The sequence below is a fragment of the Pandoraea sp. ISTKB genome (assembly GCF_001721285.1).
Classification (GTDB): domain Bacteria; phylum Pseudomonadota; class Gammaproteobacteria; order Burkholderiales; family Burkholderiaceae; genus Pandoraea; species Pandoraea capi.
Window position 1 is genome coordinate 47,755 of the sequence record NZ_MAOS01000029.1, and the last position, 23,059, is coordinate 70,813.

Annotated in this window: 22 protein-coding genes; 10 read left to right on the plus strand and 12 right to left on the minus strand. The window is 63.6% G+C overall.

Annotation, left to right across the window (positions count from 1 at the left end; all coding sequences use genetic code 11):
* Positions 1-15 precede the first annotated feature (15 nt).
* From adk to A9762_RS10365, 3 genes are all read left to right on the plus strand, one after another.
* Entirely contained in the window at positions 16-681 is a 666-nt protein-coding gene (gene adk, locus A9762_RS10355; protein WP_069341962.1) for an adenylate kinase, read from the plus strand.
* Positions 682-851: 170 nt separating this feature from the next.
* Positions 852-1,610 carry an SDR family NAD(P)-dependent oxidoreductase gene (locus tag A9762_RS10360; RefSeq protein ID WP_069341963.1) on the plus strand — a complete coding sequence of 253 codons (759 nt, stop codon included), beginning with the start codon at positions 852-854 and terminating at the stop codon, positions 1,608-1,610.
* Between the two features lie 204 nt (positions 1,611-1,814).
* Entirely contained in the window at positions 1,815-2,309 is a 495-nt protein-coding gene (locus A9762_RS10365; RefSeq protein WP_069341964.1) for a DUF962 domain-containing protein, read from the plus strand.
* Between the two features lie 149 nt (positions 2,310-2,458).
* Here the strand turns inward: A9762_RS10365 and A9762_RS10370 are convergent, their stop codons facing one another.
* Entirely contained in the window at positions 2,459-3,325 is an 867-nt protein-coding gene (locus A9762_RS10370) for a SirB1 family protein (protein ID WP_069341965.1), read from the minus strand.
* 53 nt (positions 3,326-3,378) lie between these two features.
* The gene (gene murJ / locus A9762_RS10375) at positions 3,379-4,932 is read right to left on the minus strand and encodes a murein biosynthesis integral membrane protein MurJ (RefSeq protein ID WP_069341966.1); all 1,554 of its coding nucleotides are present in this window, start codon (positions 4,930-4,932) and stop codon (positions 3,379-3,381) included.
* Between the two features lie 179 nt (positions 4,933-5,111).
* Here murJ and rpsT point away from each other — a divergent pair, with 179 nt between their 5' ends.
* Positions 5,112-5,384 carry a 30S ribosomal protein S20 gene (gene rpsT / locus A9762_RS10380; RefSeq protein ID WP_069341967.1) on the plus strand — a complete coding sequence of 91 codons (273 nt, stop codon included), beginning with the start codon at positions 5,112-5,114 and terminating at the stop codon, positions 5,382-5,384.
* A 276-nt stretch (positions 5,385-5,660) separates the two neighbouring features.
* On the opposite strand, the gene A9762_RS10385 is transcribed toward rpsT, so the two are convergent.
* Positions 5,661-5,975, minus strand: coding sequence for a DUF3579 domain-containing protein (locus A9762_RS10385; RefSeq protein WP_069341968.1), 315 nt, complete (start codon positions 5,973-5,975; stop codon positions 5,661-5,663).
* A gap of 373 nt (positions 5,976-6,348) precedes the next feature.
* On the opposite strand from A9762_RS10385, the gene argF reads away from it, so the two are divergent.
* From argF to A9762_RS10400, 3 genes are all read left to right on the plus strand, one after another.
* Positions 6,349-7,275 carry an ornithine carbamoyltransferase gene (gene argF, locus A9762_RS10390; RefSeq protein WP_069342019.1) on the plus strand — a complete coding sequence of 309 codons (927 nt, stop codon included), beginning with the start codon at positions 6,349-6,351 and terminating at the stop codon, positions 7,273-7,275.
* Positions 7,276-7,627: 352 nt separating this feature from the next.
* Positions 7,628-7,951 (plus strand): pyrimidine/purine nucleoside phosphorylase, encoded by a 324-nt coding sequence (locus tag A9762_RS10395; protein ID WP_069341969.1) that lies wholly within the window; start codon positions 7,628-7,630, stop codon positions 7,949-7,951.
* A gap of 87 nt (positions 7,952-8,038) precedes the next feature.
* A complete protein-coding gene (locus A9762_RS10400) occupies positions 8,039-9,442 on the plus strand; it encodes a patatin-like phospholipase family protein (protein ID WP_240493502.1) in 1,404 nt (467 codons plus the stop codon).
* On the opposite strand, the gene murB is transcribed toward A9762_RS10400, so the two are convergent.
* Positions 9,443-10,468, minus strand: coding sequence for a UDP-N-acetylmuramate dehydrogenase (murB, locus tag A9762_RS10405; protein ID WP_069341970.1), 1,026 nt, complete (start codon positions 10,466-10,468; stop codon positions 9,443-9,445). It abuts the gene before it with no gap.
* A 261-nt stretch (positions 10,469-10,729) separates the two neighbouring features.
* On the opposite strand from murB, the gene A9762_RS10410 reads away from it, so the two are divergent.
* Complete coding sequence (locus A9762_RS10410; RefSeq protein ID WP_069341971.1) at positions 10,730-11,215, plus strand: YajQ family cyclic di-GMP-binding protein; 486 nt, start codon at positions 10,730-10,732, stop codon at positions 11,213-11,215.
* A gap of 120 nt (positions 11,216-11,335) precedes the next feature.
* Here the strand turns inward: A9762_RS10410 and plsY are convergent, their stop codons facing one another.
* A complete protein-coding gene (gene plsY / locus A9762_RS10415) occupies positions 11,336-11,938 on the minus strand; it encodes a glycerol-3-phosphate 1-O-acyltransferase PlsY (RefSeq protein WP_069341972.1) in 603 nt (200 codons plus the stop codon).
* Between the two features lie 287 nt (positions 11,939-12,225).
* Between plsY and A9762_RS10420 the strand changes: the two genes are divergently transcribed.
* Positions 12,226-12,915: a response regulator transcription factor gene (locus A9762_RS10420; RefSeq protein ID WP_069341973.1), complete on the plus strand. Its 690-nt coding sequence runs from the start codon at positions 12,226-12,228 to the stop codon at positions 12,913-12,915.
* Here A9762_RS10420 and A9762_RS10425 read toward each other — a convergent pair.
* From A9762_RS10425 to A9762_RS10445, 5 genes are all read right to left on the minus strand, one after another.
* Entirely contained in the window at positions 12,864-14,015 is a 1,152-nt protein-coding gene (locus A9762_RS10425) for a CfaE/CblD family pilus tip adhesin (protein ID WP_170836222.1), read from the minus strand. The two genes, A9762_RS10420 and A9762_RS10425, sit on opposite strands and share 52 nt — an antisense overlap.
* 62 nt (positions 14,016-14,077) lie before the next feature.
* The gene (locus tag A9762_RS10430; protein ID WP_069341975.1) at positions 14,078-16,903 is read right to left on the minus strand and encodes a TcfC E-set like domain-containing protein; all 2,826 of its coding nucleotides are present in this window, start codon (positions 16,901-16,903) and stop codon (positions 14,078-14,080) included.
* An 85-nt stretch (positions 16,904-16,988) separates the two neighbouring features.
* Complete coding sequence (locus A9762_RS10435) at positions 16,989-17,501, minus strand: CS1 type fimbrial major subunit (RefSeq protein WP_069341976.1); 513 nt, start codon at positions 17,499-17,501, stop codon at positions 16,989-16,991.
* An 85-nt stretch (positions 17,502-17,586) separates the two neighbouring features.
* On the minus strand, positions 17,587-18,285 hold the full coding sequence (locus A9762_RS10440) for a fimbrial protein TcfA (RefSeq protein ID WP_170836223.1): 699 nt from the start codon (positions 18,283-18,285) through the stop codon (positions 17,587-17,589).
* 395 nt (positions 18,286-18,680) lie between these two features.
* The gene (locus tag A9762_RS10445) at positions 18,681-19,169 is read right to left on the minus strand and encodes an aminoacyl-tRNA deacylase (RefSeq protein WP_139133158.1); all 489 of its coding nucleotides are present in this window, start codon (positions 19,167-19,169) and stop codon (positions 18,681-18,683) included.
* Positions 19,170-19,315: 146 nt separating this feature from the next.
* On the opposite strand from A9762_RS10445, the gene A9762_RS10450 reads away from it, so the two are divergent.
* On the plus strand, positions 19,316-20,890 hold the full coding sequence (locus A9762_RS10450; RefSeq protein WP_069341978.1) for a class I adenylate-forming enzyme family protein: 1,575 nt from the start codon (positions 19,316-19,318) through the stop codon (positions 20,888-20,890).
* A 43-nt stretch (positions 20,891-20,933) separates the two neighbouring features.
* On the opposite strand, the gene xerD is transcribed toward A9762_RS10450, so the two are convergent.
* Together xerD and queG are read right to left on the minus strand one after the other, a co-directional pair.
* A complete protein-coding gene (gene xerD / locus A9762_RS10455) occupies positions 20,934-21,866 on the minus strand; it encodes a site-specific tyrosine recombinase XerD (RefSeq protein WP_083253821.1) in 933 nt (310 codons plus the stop codon).
* Positions 21,833-23,032, minus strand: coding sequence for a tRNA epoxyqueuosine(34) reductase QueG (queG, locus tag A9762_RS10460; RefSeq protein ID WP_240493504.1), 1,200 nt, complete (start codon positions 23,030-23,032; stop codon positions 21,833-21,835). Before queG ends, xerD begins: the two co-directional genes overlap by 34 nt.
* Positions 23,033-23,059: the final 27 nt, after the last annotated feature.

A 23,059-nucleotide genomic window follows, 5' to 3' on the forward strand; every position in this document is an offset into this window, starting at 1 on the left:
TTTCAGGAGTCATCGATGCGTCTGATTTTGTTGGGGGCACCCGGGGCCGGTAAGGGCACCCAAGCAACTTTCATCAAAGAAAAATTCGGCATCCCGCAAATCTCGACCGGCGACATGCTGCGCGCCGCGATCAAGGAAGGCACCCAACTCGGCCTCGAAGCCAAGCGCTTCATGGACGCCGGCGATCTGGTGCCGGACGCCGTGATCATCGGCATGGTGAAGCAACGCCTCACCGCCGACGACTGCAAGAACGGCTATCTGTTCGACGGTTTCCCGCGCACCATCGCCCAGGCGGAAGCCATGAAGGAAGCGGGCGTCGCCATCGACTTCGTGCTCGAAATCGACGTGCCGTTCGACGAAATCATCACCCGCATGAGCGGCCGTCGTACACACCCGGCATCGGGCCGCACGTACCACGTCAAGTTCAATCCGCCGAAGGTCGAAGGCGTTGACGACGTGACCGGCGAACCGCTCGTGCAGCGTGACGACGACAAGGAAGAGACCGTCAAGAAGCGTCTCGCCGTGTACGAATCGCAAACCAAGCCGCTGGTGGCCTATTATTCGGATTGGGCCAAGCACGGTAGCCCGGGCGCGATCGTCGAAGCCCCGCAGTACCGCAAGATTTCGGGTCAGGGCAGCGTGGAAGAAATCCGCACCCGTGCATTCGACGCACTGAAGTAATTCAGTCGCCGTCGCCGCGTGATCGGGGGTGACCCCTCACCGGTTACGCCGAAGCCGATGTCGGTTCGAGGTGTATTCGACACGCGTGACGCGAGCACTGCATAAGTAACGCCTCAGAAAAGGCGGCCAGTTTCCACTGCGCCGCCTTTTTTGCCAAAGGAGGATGACGCATGGAAATTCAGGGCAATGTGTTTCTGATCACCGGTGGCGCCTCGGGGCTCGGCGCAGCGGCCGCGCGCTGGCTGGCCGGACTTGGTGCGAAAGTCACGCTCGCCGACGTCAACGTCGATGAAGGCGAAGCGCTTGCCGAGAAGCTCGGCGGCAAATTCGTCAAATGCGACGTCACACGTGAAGATGACGGCAAGGCGGCCGTGGCGGCGGCCCAATCGCTGGGCACGCTTCGCGGTCTCGTCAATTGCGCGGGCATCGCCATCGGCAGCAAGACCGTGGGCCGCGACGGGCCGCATCCGCTCGACGCCTTCGCGCGCGTCATTCAGATCAATCTGATCGGCACGTTCAACATGATTCGCCTGGCGGCGACCGCCATGAGTCAGGGGGAACCCAATGGCGAGGGCGAACGCGGTGTGATCGTCAATACAGCCTCCGTGGCCGCGTTCGACGGGCAAATGGGGCAAGCCGCCTACGCGGCGTCGAAAGGCGGTGTCGCGAGCCTCACGCTCCCGGTCGCCCGCGACCTGTCGCGCAGCGGGATTCGCGTGATGACCATCGCCCCCGGGATTTTCGAAACGCCGATGATGCTCGGCATGCCGGCCGAAGTGCAGGCATCGCTCGGTCAGATGGTCCCCTTCCCGCCACGGCTGGGCAGGCCCGCTGAGTACGCAATGCTCGTGGAACAGATCGTGCGCAATCCGATGCTCAACGGCGAAGTCATTCGCCTGGACGGCGCCATCCGGATGCAGCCGAAGTAACGCCAAAATCAGATGGGTACCGCCGGGCGGCAAGTCCAAAGCGCCTCCCCGGACACGTTGTCGCACCGCAGCAAAATGTCGTAGCGACTATGACTACAATGGAATGCCGACCGCAACTTGCGGACGGCACCAGACACCGGTATTCATGCTCCCCGACCGGTGCCCGAGCATTCTTCCCGTCGTCCCCCGAGGCAGGAGGCTGGCATGAAATCACTGGCGCAACAGATGTCGTTCTATCAGCGCTATCACCGCAGTCCCAAGAATCGCCTGACCCATTTCTTCGGCGTTCCCATGATCATCCTCGCCGTCATGCAGGCCTTCTCATGGGTGCCGCTCGGCCCCAGCGGCCTGAATGCGACGCATGTGATCGTGCTGGTACTGCTGATGTACTACTTCCTGCTCGACGTGCCGCTCACGCTCGCCATGACGGTGTTCTTCGCGGTCATGCTCGCCGTCACGCAACATCTTGCCCGGCTACCGTGGCCCTGGGCGCTGACCGTTTTCGCCGTGCTCTTCGTCGGTGGCTGGATCGTGCAACTCATCGGCCATCACTTCGAAGGCCGCAAGCCGGCGCTGCTCGACAATCTCTTTCAGATATTCATCGCCCCGATGTTCCTGATGGCCGAAGTGTTTTTCCATTTCGGCTACAAGCCCGGTTTGCAACGGGAAGTGCAGGAACTGTCGATGCAGTCGGTATAGCCCGCAGTCGATCGGTCGACGCCAGACACCAGACCACGGGAGACGCAAAACAAAACGCCAGCCGGTAACTCAGGCTGGCGTTTTTCATCGGTAGAGCGTTGGGGAGAGCGACATCGGGCCCCGTTAGTCCCCATTAGGCCTCGCCAGGACTACCCGTGACTCCCCGGGCGACGGCTCAGGTCGTCGAGCACCTGACGGATCGCGTCAGCATCGTCGGCGTCGGGGCGCTTGCTCAGATAGAGCTCCAGATCGTCCTGCGCCGGTCGCACGAGCCCCAGACGCGCATAGGCCAGCCCCCGGTCGCGCTTCTCGATCGGCTGATCGGGCAGCACGAGCACCATACGCTCCTGTACCGCCAGCAAACGCTCCCATCGTTCATTCTGCGTATAGATCGCGCGCAGATTACGGAGCATGCGCGCCAGGATCTCGCGCGGCGACGCCGGCTCCAGGAACGGATGCAGCAACGCCCACAACGCAAGCTCCTGGATCGGTTCCGCGCTCTCGTCGCGATAGTGCTTCAGGTAAGGCTCCACCATTTCGAGCAGGCGCTGCGGCGAGAGCGAGTTACCCGAGATCGGATCGATGACGACATCACCGGCCGGCACGGCAAGCCGAAGCAGAAAGTGACCGGGGAACGAGAGGCCGCGCAACGGCAACCCGATCTGGTGACCGATCTCCATGCACAACACGGCCAGAGAAATGGGAATGCCACGACGCCGGTCCAGCACCACATGCAAATGGCTGTTGTCCGGGTCGTAGTAGTCGTTCTGATTGACCGTGAAACCCAGTTCACGGAAGAAGAAGTGGTCGAGCAGTTGCAGTTTCTGCAACGGTCCGGCGTCGGGCGGCAGACGTTTGGCCAGACGAGCGGCAAGCGCGTCGATCTGCGTCAGCGTGTCCTGCACGTCGAGGTCGGGATAGACGTCCTGCGCGATGGCGATGGCGGCCTCGGTCAACGGCAGACCGTCGTCGGACGCCACCAGCGCGGCAAAGTACTCGAGAATTCGATTCGCCATGCGGTATCCGTGATTTCTTCCGTGTCACTTGCCCGTTCCGCAATCCCGGCGGATCAGGAGAGGGTTCGGCGGCGGAAGAACGAGAAGTTGAAACCCATGAGGAATAATGCCCCGAAATACACCACGGCGCATAGCACCAGACTCGCGCCGAGCAACGCAATTCGCGCCAGCGGACGCGCACCAAGCGCCACCCAGTCGAAGCTCTGCGTGAACCACAACAGCAGACCGGCCAGAATCAGGCACGCGGCGAGCAGTTGCACGAAGAATAAGCGCCACCCCGGCGCGGGACGGTAAATGCCGCGCTTGTAGAGGCCGACGAAAAGCAGCGCCGCGTTCATGCAGGCGCCCACGCCGATCGACAACGACAGTCCGGCATGCGCGAACCAGCGCACGAAAAGCAGGTTCGACAGCTGCGTGGCGATCAATACCACGATGGCAATCTTCACCGGCGTCTTGATGTCCTGCTTGGCGTAGAAGCCCGGCGCGAGAATCTTGATGAGAATCAGGCCGACGAGGCCCACGCCATACGCCGTCAGCGCATGCGCGGTCATCGCGACGTCGGTCGCATCGAAGCGACCATATTGATAGAGCGTTGCGGTCAGCGGTTCTGCGTAGACGAATAGGCCCACGGCACTGGGCATCGCCAGCAGGAACGTCAGACGCAGCCCCCAATCCAGCAGCGCCGAATACTCGGCGGCATCGCCGTCGGCGTTTGCCCGCGACAGGCTCGGCAGCAGGATGGTGCCGAGCGCCACACCCAGCAACGCCGTCGGAAATTCCATCAGACGGTCGGCATAGGCCAGCCACGAGACGCTGCCCTGCGCCAGTCGCGAGGCAATGTTCGTGTTGATGATGAGGCTCACCTGCGCAACCGACACCGCGAGCGTCGCGGGGACCATCTTGGCAAGCACACGCTTCACGCCGGCATTGCGCAGGGCCGCGAGAACGTTGAACGTGATGCGCGGCAACATGCCGATGCGTGCGAGCGCCGGCAACTGGATGACGAGTTGCAGCACCCCGCCGACGATCACGGCATAAGCCAGCGCATAGACCGGCGTCTCAAGATGCGGGGCCACCCACAGCGACGCCACGATCGAGCTGACGTTGAGCAGCACCGGGGCGAACGCCGGCATCGAGAACTGGCGCCACGTATTGAGCACCCCGGCGGCCAGCGTCGTGATCGAAATCAGGGTGATATAGGGGAACATCACGCGCGTCATGAAGACGGCGGCGTCGAACGTGCCGTTCTCGCGCGACAGGCCCGTCGCCACGGCGTACACGACCCCGGACGCACCGAGCACGCCCGCAATCGTGATGGAAAGCAGCCCCCAGAACAGCACCGTCGTGACCGAGTCGACCAGCGTTTTGGTCTCGGCTTCGCTACGTTGCGTCTTGAATTCGGCCAGAATTGGGACGAATGCTTGCGAAAACGCCCCTTCAGCGGACAGGCGGCGCAGCAAATTGGGGATACGGAACGCCACGTTATAGGCGTCGGTCATGGGACCGGCGCCGAACATGCGGGCGATTAGAATTTCACGAATCAGGCCGGTGATGCGCGAGAGCATCGTAAAACCGCTGACCGTAGCGAGAGCTTTTAGCAAATTCATGTTGCGCGTATTATACGCACAGCAGTGCAGCAAAGAAGTTGCAATTTCCGTTTCGCTTCGGCTATAATCGACGGTTTCGAAGTCAATGGATTGCTTCCTGGCCACCGTGTCTCCCAGGGAGCCGAGCCAAACTGCATAGAAGCCGCATCAGGCGGAGCAATTCAAGGAATTCACAGAACATGGCAAATACCGCACAAGCACGCAAGCGCGCGCGTCAAACCGTTAAGATCAACGCCCACAACTCGGCACTGCGTTCGCGTCTGCGCACGGCTGTGAAGGCTGTTCGCAAGGCCATCGCCACCGGCGACCAGGCTGCTGCCAAGGAAGTGCTGCGCGCTTCGGCAAAGACGATCGACATCATCGCTGACAAGAAGATCGTCCACAAGAACACCGCTGCTCGTCAAAAGAGCCGCCTGTCGGCCGCCATCAAGGCGATGTCGGCTGCTGCCTAAGACAGCGCTAGCTGCAAAGCACAACAAGTTGCTTGCCGGTTCCGACTACGGTCGGGACACTAAAAAGCCCGCTTTATGCGGGCTTTTTTCTTTGGTGCGCGGTATGAAACGTGTCCGTCAAACGGACATGGCGCGTCCCAATGAACGTTCCACGCAACAATACACAAAGAGGAAGGCAGTGCAGACGTGCCGGGGCGGCAGCGATGTGGCAGTTCGACGGTGAGTCAGGGCCAAAGGCCCGGCACTCACGTCTGGCCGAAAACGGCCGAAGGGGAATTATTTGACGTCGGGAACGAAGCAGGCTTCCGTCATCTGCAAACCGTTGTCACGGGCAAAACTCATCACGAAATCGAACATTCGCGGCTCGATCTCGCGCAGTCGCTCGTCGACAACGACGCACTTGACGTCGCCCACCATCGTCGGACGCACGTAGGGGGAGTACTGCATGTATGCGTTCGGGCCAGAATTGCTTCGGCCGCAGAACGACACGGCGCCGCACAGACGCTCCGCCCAGTCACTCGGACGAAACTTCTTGCCATCCAGCGTCAGGCCCTGGATGAAATACTCACGCGCGGGAACCTGGTCGGTCATATCGCTCAATCACCTCAAAAAACACCTGGCCAGCCATACGCGGGTAGCGTTGCTGACAGAGCCAGTATTATATCTTATATAAGACTGGAACCTGTCCCCCACCATAGCTGCGGATGTTTTTTTCGGTCTTGCCAGCCGATTTTGGCTGTGCAGCAGCGGGCTCGATAATACGCTTTTCGTGTGACGACAAAACGATTTGGTAGACTAGGGGCCGTTCCCCTGTAGCCAGCAACCGGTAGAACACCTTCACGAGCCTGACCGGGGGACAGGCCTCAAGGCTTGTTCGTCGTGCCGAACGCGTCCGAGTTCCCAGCGAATGCTTAGCTTCCTTGCGGAGAATTCACGCGATATCGGCCTCCAGCAGAACATCCAAATGACCACCGCCAAACCCATCAAGCATTACCTTCAGTTTTCGGATCTGACACTCGACGAGTATGACTACGTGCTCGAGCGCACCCGCATCCTCAAGAAGAAATTCAAGAACTACGAGACCTACCACCCGCTGCACGACCGCACGCTGGCGATGATCTTCGAGAAGAGCTCGACCCGCACGCGCCTGTCGTTCGAAGCCGGTATCCACCAGTTGGGCGGTCACGCCGTGTTCCTGAACACGCGAGACACCCAGCTCGGCCGCGGCGAGCCGATCGAAGACGCCGCGCAGGTGATTTCGCGCATGACCGACATCATCATGATCCGTACGTTCGGTCAGGAGATCCTCGAGCGTTTCGCGCAGCACTCGCGCGTGCCCGTGATCAACGGCCTCACGAACGAATACCACCCGTGTCAGGTGCTGGCGGACATCTTCACGTATTACGAGCATCGCGGCCCGATCAAGGGCAAGACCGTAACGTGGATCGGCGACGCGAACAACATGTCGTACACGTGGATCCAGGCCGCCGAGATCTTCGGCTTCCAGTTCAACATCTCCACGCCGCCGGGCTACCGCCTCGATCAGGCGATGGTCGTGGAATCGAGCCGCCCGTTCGTGCGTGAGTTCGACGATCCGCGCGAGGCCTGTGAAGGCGCCGATCTCGTGTCAACGGACGTCTGGACGAGCATGGGTTTCGAAGCGGAGAACGAGGCACGCAAGGCCGCGTTCGCGCAATGGTGCGTGAATGCCGATCTCATGCAACGCGCCAAGCCCGACGCCCTGTTCATGCACTGCCTGCCCGCGCACCGCGGTGAGGAAGTGTCGGCAGACGTCATCGACGGCGCACAGAGCGTCGTGTGGGACGAAGCCGAAAACCGTCTGCACGTGCAGAAGGCACTCATGGAGTTTCTGATGCTGGGCCGCGTGTAAGACGCAGGCACTGCTCACGATCAACGCCCGGACCGCGTCAGCATGGTCCGGGCGTTTTTCATCCAACCTACGCGTTTAGCGTTCCGCTATCATCGCTGACGCGCCACCGTCGCCTGCATTGCGTGACGGTAGGCGTTTCATAGCAGCATCGCGCAGTGCGCCGCGCTCATCAGAACATTTCGGAATTTGCACCGTCTCGCACCAGCATGGGGCAATTCCGTTGTGCATTGCACAAAATGCAGACGGGTGGACGCTCGAAACGTGCTAGCATGAATTCAACCGTCTGGCCGGAAAGGCCGGGCATATCGACTCTCCAACGCGACTTTCTTCGCATTCGACACAGCATTCGGTCATGACGCAAAACGCTACGCAGTTCGACAACGTTTCCGTAATCAAGCGCGCCAACACCTATTTCGACGGCAAGTGCGTTTCGCACACCGTTCTGTTCCCGGACGGTACGCGCAAGACGCTGGGTGTGATTTTCCCGGCCACGCTCCAGTTCGGCACCGATGCTCCCGAAATCATGGAAGTCACGGGCGGCCGTTGCCGCATCCGTCTGGCAGGACAGACCGAATGGCAGGAATACGCCGCCGGTCAGGAATTCTCCGTGCCGGGCAACAGCAAGTTCGATATCGAGGTCGTGGAGACGCTCGATTACGTTTGCCACTACGGCTAACCGTACGGCCAGCATCGCGACGGCGCGGGACGTTCCGCGTCATCGCCCTCTCGGCCGGTTCAGCGCGGCCCGGCGCCGCTTCCCACTATGTCGCGACTGCCTCCCGGTTCCTTCGATCACCGCATCGATGCTCCCATCGATAGCGCTACCGACAACGCCAACGACAGCGCCGCCAGCGTCTCTGCCAGTCCGGCGCCAGACACGCCACAAGCCGCCCCCGATGCCTCCGTGACGCCCCCTGCGGCGCCAACCGAGCCCTCCTCGCCCACCGCACGCATTCCTTCGGACCCGCCCGACAGTCCCGAGCCTTCGGACACGAATCCCGACCTCGAACCGACGGACGTCCCGCTGCTACCCCCTAAGGGCACCCGCAATGGTGCGAAAGCCAGATCGTCACGCGCCCGTGCAGGCACCGGTGGCGACGCGAAGCGCAAAGGCATCGATCTGGGCCTGCAAGGCGGCGGCGCCCACGGTGCGTACACATGGGGCGTGCTCGACAAGCTGCTGGAAGACGGACGGCTGGAATTCGAAGGTATCAGCGGCGCCTCGGCAGGCACCATGAACGCCGTGGTGCTGGCGCACGGTCTGCTCGAGCGTCCCGGCGTCGATCCGCGTGAGAAGGCGCGTGAAGCGCTGCACAGCTTCTGGCTAGGTGTCTCTCAGGCAGGTTCATCCGCCACGGCGTGGGCGCAGACCGTCTTCAGCTGGCTCAACGGGCGTCCGACCGAGTACCCGGTCTGGCACGACTGGATGCAGAGCATGCAGCAATGGATGATGCCGTTCTCGCAGCCCCCGGCCGAGATCAATCCGCTGCGCACCGTGCTCGAAGCGCAGGTCGACTTCGAGCGACTTCGCGAAAGCACGGCGACGCATCTCTTCGTCTCGGCGACCAACATCCGCACCGGCAACATCCGCATCTTTCGCACGCACGAAATTACGCTGGACGTGGCAATGGCGTCAGCCTGCCTGCCGTGGCTATTCAAGCCGGTGAAGATCGACGAAGACTTTTACTGGGACGGCGGCTATCTCGGCAATCCCGCGCTGTATCCGTTCTATTACGAGACGGTCACGAGCGACATTCTGATCGTGCACATCAACCCGATCGAGCGCAAAGAAAAGCCCGTGCTGCCGGGGCAGATCATGAATCGCGTGAACGAGATCACGTTCAATGCCTCGCTGCAACGTGAATTCCGCGCGATTTCCTTCGTCCACAAGCTAATCGACGAGGGATGGCTCAAGCCAGAGTTTCGCGAGCGGCTGAAGTACCCGTTGATTCACTCGATTCGCGCCGACAAAGAGCTTTACGATCTGTCGTCGTCGACGAAATTCGTGACCGACTGGCATTTCCTCACGACGCTGCGCGACCGTGGACGCGACGCTGCCGCCCGCTGGCTGGAAACGTATTACGACGACGTGGGCGTGCGCTCCACGGTCGACCTGAAGCGCGACTACTTGCAGCGTCTGCCCGACGCCACCGCGATCAAGGCGTGATCAAAGCGTGAGGGGTTCGGGGTCGAGCGAGATGCCGAAGCGTTCCTTCACGCTGGCCTGCACTGCGCGGGCCAGCGCTACGATGTCTGCACCGCTCGCGCCGCCGCGATTGACCAGCACCAGTGCCTGACGCTCGTGCACGCCCGCGTGGCCGAGCGACTTGCCGCGCCAGCCACACTGATCGATCAGCCAGCCTGCGGCGACCTTCCACGTGCCGTCCGGCTGCGCGTAGCCGACCGCATCGGGGAAACGCGCGCGCAGCGCGTTGAAGGTTTGGGCATCCACCACGGGATTCTTGAAGAAGCTCCCCGCGTTGCCGAGCACCGCCGGATCGGGCAGCTTGCGACGTCGAATCCCGACCACGGCGTCGAAAATCTGCCGCGCATCGGGATGCTCGACACCCGCCTCACCCAGCGTGCGCGATACGTCCGCATACCCCGTCACGGCCTGCCAGGGCTGCGGCAGCCGCAAGGTGACGGCCACGATGATGTAACGCCCCGGCTCGCGCTTGAATAACGAATCGCGATAGCCGAACGCGCAGACATCGCGGGACAACGTGACGAATTCGCCCGTCGTGGTGTCGAGCGCGCGCACCTCGGCGAAACGCTCGGCCAGTTCCAGCCCGTAAGCGCCGATGTTCTGAATCGGCGCCGCGCCCAGCGTGCCGGGAATCAATGCCAGGTTCTCGAGCCCGGGGCAATCCTGCGAGAGCGTCCAGTCGACGAAATCGTGCCAGACCTCGCCCGCGCCGCCACGGACATAGCGCGCGTGCGGATCGGCGGGATCATCCGGGAGACGGTCACGGCCGCGAATGGCCATGCGCAGCACCACCCCGTCGAAGTCCCGCGTGAGCACGACGTTGCTGCCGCCGCCCAGCACGAGGCGCGGCAGCCCCGCCAGTTCGGGCATGGCGAGGGCGTCCGTCAGCGCCGCTTCGCTGTCGATCGTCACGACATAGCGGGCCTTGGCGGACAGTCCGAAGGTGTTGAATTCGCGCAGACTGACGTCGCGTTGCAGCTCAGGCATGAAATGTAGGCGGGTCCGGGGGTGCCGCCGACGTCCCGAAGGGACGCGGGACCGACGGCTGAATTACAATGTCGGGCGAAAGAATGATGCGCGCCATTATACCGGCCATGCAGGTGCTTTCCTCCCCCGGGCCGCCCCGGCCACGCCCGTCGTGTCGCAGGAAACCGGACCGGATGGCGTGCACGGGCAGACGACTGCCCCCCAACGTCACGGCACGCCCCGCGTGCCTTTCACGAACCCTCAGTAATTCAGGAGAACCAGATGCCATCGTTTGACGTGGTTAGCGAAGCCAACATGGTCGAGGTCAAGAACGCCATCGAGCAGGCCAACAAGGAAATCTCGACGCGCTTCGACTTCAAGGGGTCGGACTCGCGCGTCGAGCACAAGGAGCAGGAACTCACGCTGTTCGCCGACGACAACTTCAAGCTCGATCAGGTCACGCAGGTGCTCATCGCCAAGATGGCCAAGCGCAACGTCGACGTGCGTTTTCTCGACTACGGCAAGGTCGAGAAGATCAGCGGCGACAAGGTCAAGCAGGTCGTGAAGGTGAAGAAGGGCGTCGAGGGCGACCTCGCGAAGAAGATCGTGCGCATCATCAAGGACAGCAAGATGAAGGTGCAGGCGAGCATTCAGGGCGACAGCGTGCGCGTGGCCGGCGCCAAGCGCGACGACCTGCAAAGCGCGATGGCACTGCTGCGCAAGGACGTGACCGACACGCCGCTCGACTTCAACAACTTCCGCGACTGAGCCCCCCGCTCACATCGCCGCCGCGCCCGCCTGCCTCGCCGCACTTTCCTGCAAGGCGGGCGGACAGAAAAAAACCCGCAGACTCGCTGCGGGTTTTTTATTGGCCGATCCGGAGATCGCTTACTTCTTCTGGCCGATGCGGCTTTCCTTGCCGGCGATGAGCTTGCCGATGTTCGCGCGATGGCGATAGATCAGCAACATCGCCATGACGATCACCGCCGGCGAGTACGGCCCGAAGCCGAACATGAAGACGTAGTACAGCGGCGCGAACACCGCTGCAACCAGCGCCGCCAGCGACGAGTAGCGGAAGAAGATCGCGATGATGAGCCACGTGGCCATCACGGCAAGCCCGAGGATCGGGCTGATGGCGAACAGCACGCCGGCGGCTGTGGCCACGCCCTTGCCACCCGCGAAGCGCAGGAAGATCGGGTACAGATGGCCGAGGAAAACCGCCAGCGCCACCGCTGCCAGACCGAAGTCGCCCACGCCCCAGGCGTTGGCGAAGCGTTCCGCGAGATAAACCGCCAGCCAGCCCTTGAGGGCATCGCCGAGCAGCGTCAGCACGGCGGCCTTCTTGCTGCCGGAGCGCAGCACGTTCGTCGCCCCCGGGTTGCCTGAGCCATAGCTGCGCGGATCCGCGAGCCCCATCGCGCGACTGACGATCACCGCAAACGGCACCGACCCGATCAGATACGCAAGAACGATAAACAGCAGTGTGGCCATGAACTTCGAGCGAGTGGAGAATTTGTAATGGCCGCCATTCTACTTGAGACGCCGCGCCGCCCCATTCTGGCAAACACGGGGTTGCACGCCGGACCGGCCCACGACTTGCCCGAACGTGCTCCCGATTGGCTCGACTTCTCATCCACGACGCCCGATCGACGTTGGGAAATGGCTCCAAGTCGGCCGCAACAACGCAGATTGCGGAACCGCGTCGAAGGCATGGGGTCTTTGCCCCAAGCGCGCAACGTCCATCACAAACGCGCGCACTCGGGAGGAGCCCCTGGATCATGAAGAAAATCCGCGTCGCCATCGCCGACCCGCATCCTGTCGTCGTCGCCGGACTGACCCACGAATTGGGCAACCGGACATCGCTCGCGGTCATCGGCACCGCACGCACCGCCACGCAGATCGTCGACCTGTTGCGCCACACACGGTGTGACGTGCTGGTGACCGGCTGCACCGTGCCCGGCGGAATCTATGGCGACGGCCTCTCACTGCTCGCCCGGCTCCGCCGCCTGTTTCCCGATGTCCGGATACTGGTGCTCACTGCCACACCGAATCCCGCCATTGCCCGGCAAATTACCGAGCTTGGCGTGGCATCCACGTTGTGTAAATCCAGCGACATCGACGATGTCGTCACCGCCATCCACGCGTTGCACAACGACCGGGTCCATCCGCAACGCCTTGCGACAGCGACGGAAAGTGCGAGCGAAATCGGTTCGACGTTATTGAGTCAGCGCGAGGTCATGGTGCTGCACCTGTACGTGTCGGGCATGTCGATCAGCGCCATCGCGGCAAAAATCCATCGAACGAAGCAAACTGTCAGCGCACAACGACGCAACGCCATGCGCAAACTGGGCATCGGCTCCGACGCTGAACTGCACCGCTTCGCCCTGCAAACCGGCCTGTCCGACGCCTTGCAACGTCAAAACAGTGCCGCGTCGACAAACATCTCGATCCTTAACCGACCTTCGTAACCTCCCGCGAATTTCGACGACTGAAGAAACGGCGACACCTCGAACGTGAGCAGCGCCGGCGAGCACGCGACGGCCACGGGCATGCCGGGTAGCCGGACGACACGAATCGCCGACTGCGCGACCGGCGTGAAACTTTCGGGCGGTCCCCCGACCGTCAGCCAGCGATGCGCACCGGCGTAGGTGTATCCCACCCGATAATCGATCCGTTGCGACGGCAGGAGGCTGTTGGTGTTACGCAGCACCAGTGACGCCTGCCCGGGCGGTCTGCCCGGAACATTGCCGCGCACATCGGCAACACGCACTCTCAGCGCGCCGGCGGAATTCGAACCGAAGCCATCGTAAAAGCACACGTCCACCGCCCTTCCCCCGTAGACCACGGGTTGAAAACCCGGACCGGGCCGCGTTCTTAGATCGAACGCGACGCGCGGCGCCGTATTGGAGAGCGTCGGGAAGTAGATCTGCGCGTTTTGACGGTCCGTGACATTGAGTTCAATGTCGTAGCTATGCACGGCGCTCGGCGCCTGACTCTGATATTCCCGGACATCGAATTCGAACCGCCCCCGCCAGATGCCGCCAATGGGAATCCTCTGCAATTCAGTACGCTCGATGGTCAGCATGTATCGGGCAACGTCGTATGGCCGCCCCGTGCAGTGACCGAAGTCTCTCGTGGAGTTAAGCGCGACAAGCCGGTGAATACAGGTGCTGCTGGCTACGGTGACCACCTTGGTTGCGCGGACGTGCAGATCGACGGCGAGACTGGATCGGTTTTCGGTAAAGCGCAACGCGACGTTCGTCGATGACGGGTTGTTCGCGTTGGACGGCGTTCTCGAGCAAGCCCCCAGCGCTGTGTCGGTGGTCGAGCGGCAGGCGAACCAGGTTCGCGAACCCTCGATACGGCCCGGCGTGTAATGCGCGGCAATCTGTCGGCGAAACTCCCAGCCTTGTGGCACCGACGCCCGGTCGAACGTCAACGACACGCTCTCGTGCCGGTCCGATGGCACCGACTGTGCGCCGACGGAGACCGGCAGGCACAGCGCGCCGAGGCTCAGGCAGAGGCGCACCGTGCGCACGCCGCACATGCCGCACACGGACCGAAGCATCGCAGTCATACCTCGGGCAACACTTACGCATTCGCCTGCCATATTCCGTCTGGCCTCCTCTCTCATTTCATTGGATCCTCCATCGCCAATCCCGCGCGACGATCCGACGACGTCTGTGCTTCGCTGAGTAACCGCTGAACCCGCGTCTGGGATCGCAGCGATGCCGGCAGTGTGTGCTGGGCCACGATCTCGCATTGCATGGTGCCGGTCAGACGAATCACATCGCGCCGTTCGACGCTGCGAATCTCGCACCGCACCGGCTGTCCGCGATCCAGCAGATAGAGCGCAGAGAGCGGCTGCGGCGACTCGATCATGAATTCCCCGCGTGCGTCGAGCGGCGCGGCGGCCACGCTCAGCACCCGCGCGTTGTCGAGCGAGAGACCATCGACGCCGACAGCCCTTCCTACGTAGGTGTAGCTGCGTTTGGCCGTCACGCGGTGGACCTTCATACGGCCCGGCGTCAGGAAATATTCCTGCACACCGGCACCGCGCAGCAGCCCGATGCTGTAGTCGCCAAGCCCTTGCCAGGCCTCGGCCACCTCGCCCTGCTGAACGCGATACCCGCCGATGGGCACCATGGCCGCTGCGCCGAAATTGACGGTCACGGAACGTCCCCCGACCTGCAAGGTCGCCGCAGCGCCACCCGACGCGCCCGCACTTTCGTCGTATGCCTCACCGTCCGCGACGCGATCCGCCTGCGCATCGCCCACCACGAGTGCGACACCCGCAGGCGGTTCCCCGGCGAGCATGGCCGGACCGATCACGACCCGGTCGCGCATCACGGCGAAACTCGATGCATAGCTGCCGGCGAACGCGCCATTCGCACGGCCGTCGCCCAGGTGACCGAAGCTCCGCGAGTAGATCGCCTGAGCGTCACCGTATCGGCCGTCTACGGCCCCCCGCACATTCGCAGTGCCGCCGCCAGACTCGGTGCCTGTCACGGCGAGCGCAATCTCGCGACGCGACGTGTCGTCCCACGTCCACGTGTGCGACGCGTGATAATCCGCCCGCACGCCACGCTCGCCCTCGCGATCGTTGCCGAGACCACCACGCACTTCAACGCCCGCGCTCGAGAACGTCGATAGAGACGTGCCCGGCAACGCGGGTCGATGCCGCGTCAGCGACACGTTGACGAACATTCCCCGGTCGGGTCGGCCCGTGTCGACGTGATGCCGATGAAATCCCCCCACGCGTGCATTGACGGCATACCGTTGCCAACGGAACGACCGGCTCAGCGCCAACTGCAACGTCCGCGATACGCCGTCGCGCGGTTCGCTGCCCGGCCAGAACTCGTCCTGCAACGGGTCAACGGACGACGCGCGTCGGCCATGGGTACGGCTTTCGCTGTAGCCGGCAGACGCCTGCCATTTGCCCAGTGGCAGCGCCACGCTGGCATTGAGCGAGTCATAGCAGCCGAGCTGGAAGGCGTTGACGTCTGACGCGAATGCGCCGCCACGGCAGTTCGCCTGACGCATCTGATATCGGTAGAGACTGACGCCCAGCCCGTTGGAAAACGAAATCACCTGCGTGTTGCCGCGTGCGCCGCCAGTCCCGGTGAGCAACGCAGCGGTCGTCGTGAGACGTCCGAAAGCGAACGTGTGCTGCCAGCCGATCTGCGTCTCGTTGAACCATTGCGCGGGTAACCACACCCACCCCGAGGTCAGCGTCACGCCCGGTCCGAGCGCGGTGCGCACGCCCGTCTGCACGGTGAATCGCTCGCGCTGGCGGACGTCGTCGAATCGACGCCGGCTCACCGTACGTCCCGCCTGAGCAAACCACTGCGTGCCCCGTCCGTGGGTGCCGCCACCGACTTTGGTGAACGGCTCGATCTCCGACCGGATCAGCGCATCGCCTTCGAAGACTCTCAGCGTGACGAGATAACTCCCTTCGGGGAAGTAACGCGTGTCGAACTGCTGGACACCTGCGGACAGATAGGCGCTGCCCAGCAACTCACTGCCCCGGTAGGCGTCGACGCGCGCATCCCGGGTCAACAGGACCGTCAGGGGCGATCCCTGCGCGGCGCTCGCTTCGTTGCGATACGCCTGAGACGTGCCGATGCGTGCGCCGTCGAAGCGTTCCACAGGCAGCAGCGAGAAACCGAAACTCCCGCCCTGCGCGCTGGAGAGATTGCGCTGATCCATGCGTCCGGCCTGAACGTAGTGCGTCGCGCCGAGATCGTGCCGGTAATAGAGACTGTCGATGTTGGCGCGCGTACCGCCCGATCGGGCAGAGGCATCGTGAACGTCCTCGCGCTGGCTCGCGTGCACGAGCGACCACGTGAACCCGGCGTAGCTCGCGGGCGAAACGCCTAGCGCCCCTTGCCCCAACACCGTGAGATTGCGATCCCGGTCGCGCGCGGAGGCGTTCACGATCTGCGAATGCACCAGCGCATTTTCGCTGCCCGCGACGTTCACGTGATAAGTCGGACCTGCCGGGTCTCGCGCGGGTAACCAGTCCTTGGCGAGAAAGAGGTCGAGGACACCCTGCCCCTCGTCGAAGATCACATCCGCCGACCCGGTTTCGAGATATCGGCAGCCGGAGGACTGCGCGCCGCCCGCGCATGCGAGATGCCCATTGCGTGGCATGGGTCTGGCGAGGGCTTCGACCAGCCGCATGGCCTGACGGTCCCCCGGCGCCACATCCACCAGCGCCTCGATGGCCCGTGCCACCGATTCGGGTGTCTCAAGACGCACGACCTGCGGATCGACGAATACCGGGAACAGGCCGAGCGACTGCCCGAGCAGCCTGACTTCCAGGTGCTCCACCTGACCGAGCGCTATGTCTTCGAATCCCGGCGGCACCTGGGTCGTGGCACTGGCCTCCTCCCAATGCCCCCAGACCGGTAGCGAGCACAGGCAGACGAGATAGGTACGACGGATCTTTGACATGGCGCGAGTGCGATCGACGAAGGCGCACCGCAGGGCCCCCCTTCGCCGCTCACAGACGTCTAGCTGTCGAGAACGTTGCCAGGACTTAGTTGTTGGAGGCCGAAGCCACGATCAGCAATTCGAGGCGTCCGGCATACCGGCCGGCAGTGGGCAACCCCGTGCCCGACGCCCGGCCCGACACGACCAGCGGCAACGTCTTCGACTCACCGGTCTGCACGCCGGTCCAGATATCCGCCGCGTTGAATGTGGTGTCCGTTGCCACGATGTTCACGCCATCGAGTTGAACGGTAAGCGCAATCGGGGGCGTCGCGCTGTTCGTCGTATGGATCAGCGACGGGACCGAGCCAAGACGGACGCCCACGTTTTGCGTGATGTCGTTGGTGTACAACCGCGTCTGGAGCGTCGGCGCGACCACGTCGCGCGTCGCCGCGTTGTAGGCCAGTTCGAGGCTCTGCGGCATCGGGCTGCCGTTCGCCTGAAGGACCGACAGCGTGGGATCGATGTTCGCGCTCAGATCGATCACGACTTCCGCGGCATTGGCCGCTGCCATGGGGAATGCCAGTGCGGCAACTGCGGCCAATTGTTTGAACGTCTTCATATCGTTGGTTTCCTTATCTGGTTGGGAGGGAAATGACTCCGGGACAGCGGAGGCACGTGAGACTCTCAGGTCTCATCGGATCTGGCTAAGGCACGACAGGCAGATTCAGGACCTGCGCCTGCGTTGTGCCGTCGACCAGATATCGGATGCGCACCGTTGCGTCACGCAGGGTGCCGGGAAGCGCTTGTGTCTGACCGGGATACACGCTGCGGCCGATGTCCTCCCAGGTGCAGGTCGTATCGGCCTCGCCGGTGCATCGGCCCACGGCGCTCACGTGCGCCCGGACGTTGCCCGTGTTTTCGATGAGGCCGTTATCCCGGCTTCGCGCGAGCCGCGGTGAAGGTCTTTGCGGGGCGACCCGGACGAGCGCGCCCCAGACGAAACTCACCTGCACGTCGGGATCGAAGTCGGTCGGTCCTGAGGCGTCCTGCGCAGGGTCCGGCGTTGCGGCTGGCCGGAAATAAACGCGATAGGCGGTTTCGATGTCAGGCCGCCCGAGCGGGACGACACGTATCTGACGGGTCGCACCGCCCGCGAGTACGAATTTCGCCGGAGAGACGACAAGACCGTCGCCCTCGGAAAGACTCACCGGCACTTCGTGCTCGCCCTCCGTTGCGGGGGCGACGATTCGCTTGACGGTGACCTCGACATACTGTGTCTGCGGCGACTGCGACGTGACACGAATGACACCCGAGGTCGACCGCTCGCCGGCAATCACGCTCGCAATCGGCGAGATGGTGACGTTGGCCATGGCCGGCGCCGACATCGATGCCAGCGCTGCCACGAACATCGCCGTCGTCAACCGCCACCGGCGATGCCTGTCGAGATCGCATCCGCTTGCTGCGTGAAGTCTCCTCGCGCCTCCTCTACGGCGTCCCCGGTTTTGCCCGCGGTCGTGTCTTCCCAACCGTTCGTTCAGGCTGTCTCCTCTCGTCTCCTGCATCTCCACACCTCCCGTTGTGCTTGCCGGCCAACACGGCGAGTCCGTTTGCATGGATCACCGGTGCCTGAATCCTTGGGAACATCGTAGAGACGACGACAGACGAGCGAAATCTGACAAGTCAGATTTCGCTCAACAGTGTGGCAATGGGTATTTTCTTGAAGACGTCCGCGAGACGGCATGGTGAGTCGCGGATGCCACCCCGGAGGGGTAACGTTTGAGGACGGTGAGCGCGGCGCTCAGTCGACGAGTGCGACGTTGACGAGCGTGGGTTTGAGCACGCGCACGATTTCGGAGGGCGCCATCGACACGAGGTAACCGCGACGTCCACCGTTGATGTAGATCTCCGGGAGTTCGAGAATCGACGCTTCCATGTAGATCGGCATGCGCTTGCGTGTGCCAAACGGGCTCGTGCCACCGACGAGAAAGCCGGAGTGACGGTTGGCGACGTCGGGCTTGCACGTCTCGATGCGCTTGCGTCCGGCCTGACGCGCCAGCGACTTGGTCGACACCTGACAGTCGCCGTGCATGAGCACGATCAGCGGATTGGCGTCTTCGTCTTCCATCACCAGCGTCTTGATCACGCTGTGTTCCGGCACCTGCAACGCCTCGGACGACACACGTGTGCCGCCGTGCTCCTGGTAGTCGTAGAAGTGGTTCTGGAACGCAACCTTGGCTTCGCGGAGTTGTTTGGTCGCGGGTGTTTCGGCAGTGGCCTTGGATTTCATATCGTCAGAATGCAGTGGAGGCGGCGACGGCAGGCGGCGGGCCCGGCGCTCACCGGGGTTTCGCAACGGCTCGGCTGTGGCTCAGCTATAGATTCCGTAAAATACGGATTGTAAGCAATCGCTTCATCGCGCATTACAATGCCGCCATGTCTGCCTCAAACTCTGACTTACCTTCGTTGTCGACCGACGCCGGCGTAGCGAGCTTCCTCGCTGGCCTGCCGGCACGCATCGACACGTTGCCGGCGCGCATTGCCGCCGTCACACCGCACCGCGTGGCGCTCATCGACGACTTCGGTCGGCTGACCTACGGCGAACTGACGAATGCCGTGGCGGCCAGTGCCGAGCGTCTGCGTGCGCATGGCGTGCGAGGCGGCGACCGCGTCATGATCGTCGGTGAGAATGGCATCGCTTACGTGGTGCTGCTGCTCGCCGTCGCATCGCTCGACGCCTGGCCCCTGCTCTGCAACGCCCGTCTGTCGCCGACCGAGTTGCACGTGATCCGCGAACACGCGAATCCGCGCTGCGCGATCTATACGATCGATGCGTCGCCCGATGCGGCAGCGCACGCCCGCACGGACGCCGCCAGGATCGTCTGGACGGAGCTCGCGCTCGGCGCGATCGCCGCCTCCGACGTAGCTGCCGACAGCGCGGTCGAGCCGGTCACGGGCGACCCGGCGACGCAGTGCGCAGCGCTGATCTATACGACGGGTACGACCGGCGCGCCCAAGGGGGTGCGTCTCTCGCATCGCAACCTGATGTTCATCGCGGCCGTGTCGAGCACACTGCGGCGTGTGGGCGCCGATGATGTCGCGTACGGCGTGCTGCCGATTTCGCACGTCTACGGGCTGACGTCGGTCTGTCTGGGCACCCTATACGCGGGTGGCACGCTGCGACTGGCGGCACGCTTCACACCCGACGCCGTGCTGGACTCGCTCGCCCACGACGGCCTGACCATTCTGCAAGGCGTTCCGGCAATGCACGCGCGCCTGATGGCATATGTGGCAACGCAAGGCACATCGCTTGCCGCACCGCGTCTGCGCTTCGTCTATTCCGGTGGTTCCCCGCTCGACGCCGCATTGAAGGCGCGCGTCGAAGCGTTCTACGGCATGCCGATCCACAACGGCTACGGACTGACCGAGAGCAGCCCGACCGTCTCCCAGACCCTGCTCGACGCGCCCCGCGACGATTGCTCCGTCGGCCCGACAATTCCGGGCGTGGCGGTCCGAATCGTGGGAAGCGACGGCAACGACGTGCCCGAGGGCGACGTGGGCGAACTCTGCGTGCGCGGCCCGAACGTGATGCTCGGCTACTACCGGGCGCCGGACCTGACGGCCGCCACGATCACGGCAGACGGCTGGCTACGCACCGGCGACCTGGCGCGGCGTGCGGCAGACGGGGCGCTGTTCCTCTCCGGGCGCGCCAAAGAACTGATCATTCACTCCGGATTCAACGTCTATCCGATCGAAGTCGAACAGGCACTCACCAGCCATCCCGATGTGCTTCAGGCGGCCGTGCTCGGACGCCCCTTTGACGGCAACGAGCAAGTGATCGCCTTCGTGGAAGCGCGTCCCGGACATGCGATCGATGTCGAAGCGCTGGCCGCGTGGGCGGCCGGGCGTCTGGCGCCGTACAAGCGTCCCGGGGAGATTCGTGTGATGGATGCCCTGCCCGCCGCATCGACGGGCAAGGTGCTCAAGCACAAGCTCAAGGCGTTGCTCTGAGTCTCGCGGCGCGACCCGTACACGCGCGGGCGGTCTGAACAGGCTATCCGCGCGGGTGATGCTGCGCGTGCAGCGACTTGAGACGCTCGCGCGCGACGTGCGTGTAGATCTGGGTGGTCGAGATGTCGGCATGCCCGAGCAGCAACTGCACCACCCGCAGATCGGCGCCGTGATTGATCAGATGGGTGGCAAACGCGTGGCGCAGCGTGTGCGGCGAGAGCGGTGCACGAATGTCGGCCAGCAATGCGTAGCGCTTGATCAGATACCAGAACGCCTGGCGCGTCATGCCCTCGCCGCGCTGCGTGACGAAGAGCGTGTCGCACGCGCGGCCGTTGAGCAGCACGCGACGGCTCTCGTCGAGATAGCGCGCGAGCCAGCCGTTGGCTTCCTCACCGAACGGCACGAGCCGTTCCTTCGCCCCCTTGCCGAAAATCCGCAGCACCCCCTCGTTCAGGCCCACCTCGATGGTCTTGAGCGCGACCAGCTCCGACACGCGCAGGCCGCTCGCGTACATCAGTTCGAGCATGGCCCGGTCGCGCAATCCGAGCGGCTGCGTCAGGTCCGGGGCCGCGAGCAGCGCCTCGACCTGACCTTCCGACAAGGTCGACGGCAGACGTTGTGCGCGCTTCGCCGAGGCGATGCGCAGGCAGGGGTCCTGCTGCACGATGTGTTCGCGCAAGGCCCACTGGTAGAAGCGTTTGAAGACGGACAACCGTCGGTTCACGCTGCTTGCCAGACTCTCGCGACGCCATGCCAGATACTCGGAGAGCGCCGCTTCGTCGACGGCATCGAGCGCCATCTCATGCTTGTCCGTCAGCCATTCGGCGAACAGACGCAGGTCACGACGATAGGCGTCGAGCGTGTTGCGTGAGAGACCGTCTTCGAGCCAGATCGTGTCGCAGAACTGGTCGATGAGCGCGGTACTGCGATCGGCGGAACGGCTCAAACCTTCACTCCTTCCTGGGCGAGCGCCCATTCGACATGTTCGCGCACGAGCGCAGAGGGATGATCGCGACGCGCGAGCAAGGCGTCGCGCAGCGGCGTGCGCGCCTCGGCCTGCGTCGTTTCGCGTAGCGCATTGCCCAGGCCTACGGCCAGATTGCGCAGCCAGCGCTCATGGCCGATCCGGCGAATCGGGCTGCCCTCGAGCCGCGTCATGAAATCCGTTTCGCTCCATGCAAAGAGTTCGACGAGCGACGCGCTGTCGAGCCGGTTGCGCGGAGCGAAATCCGTCAACGGCGACGGTTGCGCGAACTTGTTCCACGGGCAGTAGAGCTGGCAATCGTCGCAACCGTAGATGCGGTTGCCCATCTTCGCGCGCAGCGTTTCGGGAATTGCGCCTTTGTGTTCGATGGTCAGATACGACACGCACAGCCGCGCGTCGACACGAAACGGCTCGGTGATCGCACCGGTCGGGCAGACGTCGAGGCATCGACGGCACTGGCCGCAGTGCTCGCCCCGGTCCATGAGCGGGCTGCCTTGCGCGTTGCGCTGATCGTCATCGGGCGTGCCTGACGGCGCGATGCTGCCCGAACGCGCCGCATTTTCGCTGTCCGTCGGCAGTGGCACGTCGACGAAAATCTCGCCGAGGAAAAAAAGCGACCCCGCCTCTCGCGAGAGCAACAGCGTGTGCTTGCCTCGCCAGCCGAGGCCTGCCTTCTGGGCGAGTTCGACTTCGAGCACCGGCGCCGAATCGGTGAATACGCGATAGCCGAACGGGCCAATGGCCTGCGTGATGCGATCGGACAATTGCTGCAAGCGGTTGCGCATGACCTTGTGATAGTCGCGTCCGCGCGCGTAGACCGATACCACGGCCTCGGACGGCATGGCAGAGCGCGCCATTTCGCGCTCGCGCCAACGCGCCGGATCGACATCGCTGGGGAGATAGTTCATGCGCGCGCTGATCACGCGCACCGTGCCCGGCACCAGTTCGGCGGGCCGTGCGCGCTTCATGCCGTGGGCCGCCATGTAGTCCATGTCGCCATGACAGCCATCGTCGAGCCACTTCTGCAAGCCCGCTTCGGCATGCGAGAGATCGGTGTCCGTGATGCCGACGTCGCCAAAGCCGAGTTCGCTGGCCCACGCGCGGATCTGCACCGCGAGCGCCGCCAGTCCCGCCGGATCGAGGCCGGAAGACGTCATGCCGGACGCATTGTCGCGCGAGGACGA